This window comes from Aminobacter sp. P4_H6_2, from assembly GCF_056400805.1.
Window position 1 is genome coordinate 1 of sequence record NZ_JBFUKO010000303.1, and the last position, 6,590, is coordinate 6,590.

General features: G+C 62.4%; 8 protein-coding genes and 1 pseudogene. 4 read left to right on the top strand and 5 right to left on the bottom strand.

The window, feature by feature from the left end; genetic code table 11:
• The 3 genes from AC1DUU_RS19800 to AC1DUU_RS19810 form a co-directional block, all read right to left on the bottom strand.
• Nucleotides 1–1,344 (bottom strand): MFS transporter (locus tag AC1DUU_RS19800; RefSeq protein ID WP_476785112.1); only part of this gene is annotated, 1,344 nt, incomplete at its 3' end.
• A 138-nt stretch (nucleotides 1,345–1,482) separates the two neighbouring features.
• Nucleotides 1,483–1,926, bottom strand: a complete 444-nt coding sequence (locus AC1DUU_RS19805) for a MarR family winged helix-turn-helix transcriptional regulator (protein WP_476785107.1) — start codon at nucleotides 1,924–1,926, stop codon at nucleotides 1,483–1,485.
• Between the two features lie 152 nt (nucleotides 1,927–2,078).
• Nucleotides 2,079–2,738 carry an ArsR/SmtB family transcription factor gene (locus AC1DUU_RS19810; RefSeq protein ID WP_476785113.1) on the bottom strand — a complete coding sequence of 220 codons (660 nt, stop codon included), beginning with the start codon at nucleotides 2,736–2,738 and terminating at the stop codon, nucleotides 2,079–2,081.
• A 130-nt stretch (nucleotides 2,739–2,868) separates the two neighbouring features.
• Between AC1DUU_RS19810 and AC1DUU_RS19815 the strand changes: the two genes are divergently transcribed.
• Nucleotides 2,869–3,363, top strand: a complete 495-nt coding sequence (locus AC1DUU_RS19815) for a DUF2938 domain-containing protein (protein WP_476785108.1) — start codon at nucleotides 2,869–2,871, stop codon at nucleotides 3,361–3,363.
• 92 nt (nucleotides 3,364–3,455) lie between these two features.
• On the top strand, nucleotides 3,456–3,794 hold the full coding sequence (locus tag AC1DUU_RS19820; protein WP_476785114.1) for an ArsC family reductase: 339 nt from the start codon (nucleotides 3,456–3,458) through the stop codon (nucleotides 3,792–3,794).
• Here AC1DUU_RS19820 and AC1DUU_RS19825 read toward each other — a convergent pair.
• Nucleotides 3,770–4,698, bottom strand: a pseudogene (locus AC1DUU_RS19825) (LysR substrate-binding domain-containing protein). The gene AC1DUU_RS19820 and the pseudogene AC1DUU_RS19825 sit on opposite strands and share 25 nt — an antisense overlap.
• Nucleotides 4,699–4,793: 95 nt before the next feature.
• On the opposite strand from AC1DUU_RS19825, the gene AC1DUU_RS19830 reads away from it, so the two are divergent.
• The gene (locus AC1DUU_RS19830; protein ID WP_476785109.1) at nucleotides 4,794–5,003 is read left to right on the top strand and encodes a hypothetical protein; all 210 of its coding nucleotides are present in this window, start codon (nucleotides 4,794–4,796) and stop codon (nucleotides 5,001–5,003) included.
• Here the strand turns inward: AC1DUU_RS19830 and AC1DUU_RS19835 are convergent.
• Complete coding sequence (locus tag AC1DUU_RS19835) at nucleotides 5,000–5,404, bottom strand: MAPEG family protein (RefSeq protein WP_476785110.1); 405 nt, start codon at nucleotides 5,402–5,404, stop codon at nucleotides 5,000–5,002. The two genes, AC1DUU_RS19830 and AC1DUU_RS19835, sit on opposite strands and share 4 nt — an antisense overlap.
• Before the next feature lie 172 nt (nucleotides 5,405–5,576).
• On the opposite strand from AC1DUU_RS19835, the gene sbmA reads away from it, so the two are divergent.
• The coding region (sbmA, locus tag AC1DUU_RS19840; protein ID WP_476785111.1) for a peptide antibiotic transporter SbmA at nucleotides 5,577–6,590 on the top strand (1,014 nt) is incomplete at its 3' end.

The following is a 6,590-nucleotide window of genomic DNA, read 5'->3' on the forward strand; positions in this document are numbered from 1 at the left end:
GGAGTAGGCCCCGCCGAGCTGGGCGACACGTTGCGCCACGATGGGGTCGGTCAGCGCGATGCGCTCGATCAGCACATTGTGGTGGAATTGTTCGCGGATCGTGACGAAGGTGGTGAAAACGGCCGAACCGAGTAGGCCGCCTAGGCTCTGCGTCGCCAAAAAGACGATGATGAAGCTCAATATGTAGTTCGRCCCCTTCTTGAGCGCCGACATCAGTCCGCTCTTCATGGCTGGCGGCAGGATCAGCGCGCCGGCAAAGGCGATCAGCGCCTGGCTGTAGTAGACCTGTTCCGGCCGCGTCAGGTTGGTGGCGCGGCTGTCCAGGTAGGCGCCCACCGCAATCATGATCAGCGCCGCGATATGGATGCGCTCCTCCTTGCCGTGCTTCATGAGCATGGCGCAGGTCAGGCCGCCGGCGACGGATGCGACGAGGATGACGCCGTAGACGAAGCGCGTCTGGTCGTTGCTCATGCCCAGGGCCTGGAACAGGCTGGAGGCCCCGAGCGCCTGTTCAGACAGTACAAGCCGGAACATCAGCAAGACCCCGGTGAAATGCAGGATCGGCGGGCTTGCCAGCCAGCGAATGTCGAGYAGCGGGTTCTTGCGGTTCAGTTCGATGACGGCGGCAATGGTGATGCACACCACCGCTAGCGCTAGCAGCATGCCGATCCATGGCGCTTCCAGCCACCAGTAAAGCCGCCCGAGCACGAGCACGATCGCCGTCGAGCCGAAACCGACCGCGATCAGCAGGTAACTCACCACATCGAGCTTCTCGATCACCTTGGCGCGCGGCTGCGGCGCCAGTGGCAAGGCATAGACCAGGGCAAAGGCAACCATCGCCATGCCGAGTTCGAACATGGTCACGGCATGAAATCCGCCAAGGTCGAACAGGGAAGGGGAGATCAGCCGCGCCAGCGGTGCGCTCAGCGTGATCGCGGTCAGCGCCATCGGCAGCCCGATGTTGAGCTTCTTCTCGGGCGGGAACGATTCCAGCATGTAGAGGAAGGCGAGCGACGACATCGGGGCCGCGACGATGCCGCTCATGAAGCGCACGATCAGCGCCGATTGCAGGTCGCTGATGAACAGATTGAGCACGCAAGCGATGACGAAGCCGAGGATGCTGAGCTCGGCGAAATTGCGCAGACCGTATTGCGTCCTGATCTTGATCAGGGCGAGCGACAGCGACACGTTGGGCGCCATATAGGCGGCGACCAGCCATGTCGTCTCATTGACGGTTGCGCCGATCGAGCCCTGGATCTGCGGAATGTTTGCGGAAACGAGGTTCATGCCGAGCCCTTGCGCCAGGCTCAGCATGACGGATGCGCTGATATAGGCCGCTGCCATCAGCGGCGGCTTGGGCACGAAGGCAGGCGGCGCGGGCGTTGCAGGCGCGGGCGCCGGTACAGAGGTGTCGGCCGACTGCGGCTCCGCTGTCTCGTCGCGGTCCTCGTCTGGATCTGCTGATTGCTGCATCTCCGCCACTCAGTCTTCGGCGGCCTCGCCGATGTTGCGGCTTAGAATGCTTAGCACGCGCGTCGCGCTCTCGATATCGGCGTCGTCGACGCCCGCCAGGACCTGGCTGCGCAGTTCTTCGACATAGGCGATCATGCCATCGGTTTCGCGCCGGGCGGCGGGCGTGAGGAAGATTCGCTTGGCGCGGCGGTCGTCGTCGGTGGTGCAGCGCACCACCAGCCCCTTCTTTTCCAGCCCGTCGAGAAGCCCGACAAGCGACGGCTGCTCGATATGCATCAGCTCGGCGAGCTCCGCCTGAGTGTCGCCTTCGCGCTCGGCGATCTGCATCAACAGCCGGGCGCGCGCCAAAGTCAGCCCGCGCTTCTTCACCCGGGCGTCGAACATCGTCCGCAGCTTGCGGTTGACCTTCAGAAGTTCATCGAAGAATGCGCTCTTCAGGACGTCGGCGCTCATCGCATTTCCTGTCACTTAGGATGAATATAATTAGCTTCCTATGTAATTAGATTGAACGCATGTTGCAAGAGCCGCTCCATCGCTTCGGACGAGGTCAGCATGGGACGCGGCCGGCCGCGATTTCAGCTGCACCGCATGGAGATAGGATTGACCTACGTCGCCGTCTCGACGTGCAGTCCGGCAGCCTTCCAGTCCGGGAAGCCATCCTTCAGGCGGCTTGCTTGCCAACCTTTCGCGCGCAAGGCCGCAACGGCGTCGACGGAGAGGATGCAATAGGGGCCTCGGCAATAGGCCACGATCTCCTGATCCGCCGGAAGTTCGGCGAACCGGCGCTCGAGTTCATCGGCAGGGATGTTGATCGCGCCGGGCAGATGCCCCAGCGCGAATTCCTCAGGCGAGCGAACATCGAGCAGTGTGATGCTGCCTTCCTGCATCCGTGCCAGCAGCTCTGCTGACGAGATCGCTTCCAGCCCTTCGCGCAGGCCAACACTGTCGGCGACGAGTTGGTGGATTTCCGAGCGGTTGTGTTCCGCGTGGTGCCTGAGCGCTGCGAGCAGGGGCAGGATCGGCCCGTTTCCCAGGCGATACAGCACATGCTTTCCGTCCCGTCGGGGCTGCACGAAACCGGCGCGCCTGAGCTGTTGCAAGTGCTGCGAAGCATTGGCGATGGACAGGCCGCAAAGCTCGGCCAGCCGCTCCACCGAACGTTCGCCCTGGGCGATGTGCTCGAGCAGCATCAGCCGGTGGCCGTTACCAAGCGTTCGGGCGAGTTCGGCGATGTCGGCGAAGATCTGGGTTTCCGCTGATGTCATTGACACGAAGCTAGCATTCCTCCATCAATCAATCAATTAAGTTATGTAATGATGCGCTGCGCGGAGATGCGAAGCCGCCAGGGGCGGCAGGCAATCCTCGACAGGCCGCCAATGAAAGCAGGTAAGTGCAGTGCTGGAAATCCTTGGAAGCGCGGTCTTGATCGGCGTCGGCGCAACGATCGTGATGGACCTCTGGGGCGTGTTCCTGAAGCGCTGCTTCGGCATCCCTTCGCTCAATTTCGCGATGGTCGGCCGCTGGATCGGCCATTTCCCGCGCGGCCGCTTCGTGCATGACGCCATCGCTCAGGCGTCGCCCGTTCGCGGCGAGGGTGTCATCGGCTGGAGTGCCCACTATGCCATCGGTATCGTCTTCGCGGGCTTTCTGCTCTCAATGTGGGGCCTCGATTGGGCGCGTCAACCGACACTGCTGCCGGCACTGATCGTCGGCGTGGCAACAGTCGCAGCCCCGTTCTTCATCATGCAGCCTGGCATGGGGGCTGGCTTCGCCGCGTCGAAAACACCCCGGCCAAACGTCGCGCGGCTGCGCAGCTTGGCAACGCATACGGTCTTTGGTTTCGGCCTTTACGTCTCGGCCCTGCTGCTTGCCAAAACAGGCATCATATAGGAAGAAAATCGCATCTGAATTGGCCGAGTCGGAGCTCACCGCAGGCCTGTCGCGCGGAGGCGAACTTGCCCATCACCCAGAACCGTCCGACCATGTACGGGATCAAGAACTGCGACACGATCAAGAAGGCGCGCACCTGGCTCGAAGGCCATGGTCTCGCTTACGAGTTCCACGACTACAAGGCTTCAGGCATCGACCGCGAGCGGCTTGAAAAATGGGTCGGGGAATTCGGCTGGGAGACCGTGCTCAACCGCGCCGGCACCACCTTCAAGAAGCTGCCCGATGCCGACAAGGCCGGCCTCGACGCAAACACGGCCATCGCCCTGATGCTCGCCCAGCCTTCGATGATCAAGCGTCCCGTGCTCGACCTCGGCGAGCGCCGCATCGTCGGCTTCAAGCCCGAGATCTACGACGCTGCCTTCCCAGGCTGAGCCGAGCCAAACCGCGCCATGGTCGCTGTGATCTCTTCGCTCAACCAATCTGAGAAATCCCTGACCTTGCGCGGCGCACGTTCGGCAGCCTGCGTCACCAGATAGTAGCCGAGCCCGCTCGCCACCGTGATGCCGAGGGCGCCACCAGCCGCCCGTCGGCGAGCGCATCGGCGGCAAGCAGCTGCCAGGCCAGCGCMACGCCCTGGCCGGCGATCGCCGCGTCGATGCCGAGGATCGGGTCGGTGAAGGACGGCCCCGCCGGCAGCACCGGGGAGGGCGCAAGCCCCGCCGCCTCGAACCAGCGCTCCCAGCTGATCATCGTGCTCTCGTCGGCGATGACGGGAAGTTGGGCGATGTCGGCCGGCTGCTTCAGCTTCACCGCAAGTGCGGGCGCGCAGACAGGAAACACCTCCTGCGCCAGCAGTAGCTGGGCCCGCACGCCGGGCCATTTGCCGTCGCCCATGCGGATCGCCAGGTCGACGTCGGAATGGCCGAGATCGACAAGCCCGGTCGAGGCGTCGATCCTGAGTTTCAAATCGGGAAAGCGCTGGTTGAAGCGAGCAAGCCTCGGCACCAGGAAGCGCGAGGCGAATGCGGGTGCCACTGACACCACCAGCATCTTCGAACTCGCCTCGTCGGCAAGGGCGACCGCGCGTGCAAGCTCTTGGAATCCCGACGTCAGCCGGCGCGTGAATTCCGTCCCGAAGCTGGTCAGCACCAGCCCCGAGCCGCTGCGCCGAAAAACCGCGCGACCGAGCTGGCGTTCGGTGCGGGTGATCTGCTGGCTCACCGCGCTCACCGAAACGCCCAGTTCCTCGGCGGCCTTGACCCGCGAGCCGCCGCGCGCCACGCTCTCCACCGCGCGGAGCCCGTTGAGGTGGACGCGATTGAGGTTGGAATTCAAGATTTTCTAAACTCCAGCCGCCAAGTTCTTGATTGAAAGACTGGGGGATTGTAGCGATTTTTGAATGAGAGGATCAACGCCTTAGGAGAAGGCAAATGAAGATTTTCTCAAGTTTGCATGCTCTGCTGTTTGCTCCGCCGTCCAGCCCTGAGTCCGAGCGCGAACGCTTTCTTGGCTGGATGCGCGATCCGCTGTCTCATCCCGACATCGAGCGCATGGATGCCCGCGAGCTTGGCGACCTGCCGTTCAACCCAGGTTTTCGCCGTTCCTTGCCTGCGTTGGGTGAGAGAGCCTGCCGCGCCTAAAGCAGCATGACCGCATGGCCGAGCACGCCGAGCGCCGCTGCCACAAGCGTCAGTATGCTGAGGCCAAAGCCGGTCGCCCGTTGCCATTGCTGCCCGCGCGGGTGGGTGAAATGCCAGGCATGGACGGCGCGGCCGAAAGTGAACACCAAGCCCAGCACATGGATAGCCGCCGCCGGCGCGCCCAGTGCCGCGGCAAGCCCAAGCAGGATCAGCATCACAGGCACGTTTTCGATGGCGTTGGCATGGCCGCGCATCGTGCGGCCGAGATGCTCGATCCCGCCGTCACCGATCAGCACCATGTGCTTTCGCCTGACCAGTGCCGTCGCCATCGTCAGCCACAACAGAATGAAGGTGTTCAGCGCGGCGTAGAGCCCGGCTGCGGCAAAGGCTGACTGGTTCATCTCGTCCCCGGATTTTGTAAATGACCAAACTGTAATATTCAGGTGCGGAAAATCGCCACGATCCGGCACGCATTGCAACAACCGGCCGCCGCCGGGGATTCCCTTGTGTCGCGAAGTGTGACTTCATGCGGCCAATTGGCAATGCCGCCGTCTCCGAAAGGAACCCGGGACCGTGTTCGTATCCTTCTTCCCGCAGCCGAAGCTGTTTTTCTCCTCGGCCGCCCTCTGGAGCCTTGCGCTTGTTCTTTTCTGGTTCTTCGGTGGGGCGCAGCTCGGCGCTACCGTCGGCCTGCCGCCCGCGGCTGCAGGCGTCCCACCGATTATCGGCATCTCGGTGTTCTGGTCGCCGCCCTTCTTGTGGTTCTACATCTATTTTGTGGCCGGCGTTCTGCTGTTTTACGCTTTCTGGAACTGGTATTCGCCCCATCCCTGGCAGTCCTGGTCAATCCTCGTCACCTCCGTCATCCTTTTCATGATCTACTTCAACGTCCAGGTCAGCGTGGCGGTGAACAACTGGTACGGACCCTTCTTCGACTACGTTCAGGGCCTGATGGCCGGGACGGCCAACTCGACCAATGCCGAGTTTTATCAGGGGGCTGCCAGCTTCGCGTGGCTGGCGCTGATCGGTATGAATGTTTCAGTCGTCAACGCATTTATCGTCCAGCATTGGATATTCCGCTGGCGAACGGCGATGAACGGCTACTTCGTGGAAAACTGGAGCAAGCTTCGCCACATCGAAGGTGCCTCGCAGCGTATCCAGGAGGATACGATGCGTTTCGCTCAGATCATGGAGGATCTGGGGGCGAGTTTTGTCGCGTCGATCATGACGCTGATCGCCTTCCTGCCGGTCTTGATCGAGTTGGAAAAGCATATCACCGAGTTGCCGATCATCGGCGCGGTTCCACACCCGCTCCTTGTCGCGGCAATCGGTTGGTGCGCGCTTGGAACGCTGTCGGTCATGCTCGCCGGCATCAAGCTGCCCGGTCTGCAGTTCCGCAATCAGCGTGTCGAGGCAGCCTACCGCAAGGAATTGGTTTATGGCGAGGACCATGCTGACCGCGCCCAGCCCGCAACCACAAGCGAGCTTTTCGACAATGTGCGCCGCAACTACTTCCGGCTCTATGCCCACTACATCTACTTCAACGTCGTCCGCTACACCTACCTGCAAGCCGACAACATATTCTCC

Bases quoted from the DNA above. Each gene is read 5' to 3' on its own strand.
- AC1DUU_RS19805 (WP_476785107.1), bottom strand. From the start codon at position 1,926: ATGAGCGCCGACGTCCTGAAGAGCGCATTCTTCGATGAACTTCTGAAG.
- AC1DUU_RS19810 (WP_476785113.1), bottom strand. From the start codon at position 2,738: ATGACATCAGCGGAAACCCAGATCTTCGCCGACATCGCCGAACTCGCC.
- AC1DUU_RS19820 (WP_476785114.1), top strand. From the start codon at position 3,456: ATGTACGGGATCAAGAACTGCGACACGATCAAGAAGGCGCGCACCTGG.
- AC1DUU_RS19830 (WP_476785109.1), top strand. From the start codon at position 4,794: ATGAAGATTTTCTCAAGTTTGCATGCTCTGCTGTTTGCTCCGCCGTCC.
- AC1DUU_RS19835 (WP_476785110.1), bottom strand. From the start codon at position 5,404: ATGAACCAGTCAGCCTTTGCCGCAGCCGGGCTCTACGCCGCGCTGAAC.